Here is a 1,408-nt window from a genome sequence, read left to right as displayed (position 1 = left end):
CTGCAATATCTCAAGCAAAATTAAATCGCCTAAAGCAACATTCCCCTTCATTAATTGCCTGTCTAACTCATCGGTATAGGGACTTACTACGCCGTTAAAATAATCAATCCAAACACTTGTGTCAGCAATAATCACTTATCGCCTCGCATTTCGTTTAAATCGCCTTCCCAGTGTATTTTCCCCCTTAAACTACATACAGCTTGTTGTTCATTTAGCTTAATAAGCAACTTTAAGCCTTCTTCAACAGCATCTTTCTTTGTATGTAAGCCGCTTACCTTTAAAGCATTTGCCATTAGCTCGTCATCAATTACAATGTTGGTTCTCATAAAACACCTATGTGTATAAAAAATTAACTAAATACACACTAGCACAATAAATAAACATAACCAAGCGTTCAACAAGGACTCCGTAACAATGTCACCTTTTTCGCGCTACGCGGCAAAAAAGCCGCCATTGTTACTACGCCTGTTAACGCGGCGTTATATGCAGTAAAAGGTCAATTAATTTAAGCGGTTAGCGGTATTTTGAGCAAAGAGTGTATTCGGTTCAAAGCTTAGTTTAGCGTCAAGGTTTATACTGCTAAACATAGCTTTTGGCTCAGAGAAAACGGGTCGCTTTAATTGGTGTTCTGTTGATTGTTTCGGTAAAAATTAGCTAGTTATCCTGCTTAATCAGCAGGTGGCAAAACGTAAAAATTAACATGGTTTGTTGCTTCTGCTTCTTATCCTTAAGTACTCTAAAAAACTAAGGCGGTGTATCAAAGTGCAAAGCAATAAATCATATAACCAGTGCAGCCTGCCTCGCCCCAGAAAATCACTGGGGCTGGACCTCACTTCGTTCGGCCGCAGCTGCAAGCGTTATATGCAGTAAAAGGTCAATTAATTTAAGCGGTTAGCGGTACTTTGTACAAAGAGTGTATTCGGTTCAAAGTTTAGTTTAGCGTCAAGGTTTATACTGCTAAACATAGCTTTTGGCCCAGAGAAAACGGGTCGCTTTAATTGGTGTTCTGCTGATTGTTTCGGTAAAAATTTGGTTGTTATCCTGCTTAATTAGCCGGTGGCAAAATTAAGAATAAACGTGACTTGTTGCTTCAGCTTCTTACCCTTAAGAGATCTAAAGATACTAAAGCGGTTTAACAAAGTGCAAAGCAATAAATCATATAACCAGTTTAGCCTGCCTCGCCCCGGAAAAAGCCCCGGGGCTGGACTCGCTGACGCTCGCCGCAGCTAAAGGCGTTAAATGTTTTTTGGCTCTTAAGGTTTAGGGCTCAATATTCGGCAGGGAATGCTCGTTTCTTATCATGTATTCCTCCGTTTAAAGTTTTAGGGTAGGTGGCACGTTTTCCCACTGTTCCGCTCTGCTGTTTAAGTTTCTCAGGCACATTTGAATTTGTAGAGGCTTCGTCGGT

The 1,408-nt window shown here is 40.6% G+C and carries 1 protein-coding gene; it reads right to left on the bottom strand.

What is annotated here, in order from left to right:
- Nucleotides 1-131 precede the first annotated feature (131 nt).
- A complete protein-coding gene (locus tag A3735_RS21730; RefSeq protein ID WP_068511097.1) occupies nt 132-326 on the bottom strand; it encodes a type II toxin-antitoxin system VapB family antitoxin in 195 nt (64 codons plus the stop codon).
- Nucleotides 327-1,408: the final 1,082 nt, after the last annotated feature.

This window comes from Oleiphilus sp. HI0061 (assembly GCF_001635675.1).
The sequence above is the reverse complement of the archived record's forward strand: the minus strand, read 5'-3'. Positions and strand labels throughout refer to the sequence as shown.

Coding starts and splice junctions, on each gene's coding strand:
- A3735_RS21730 (WP_068511097.1), bottom strand. CDS start 326: ATGAGAACCAACATTGTAATTGATGACGAGCTAATGGCAAATGCTTTA.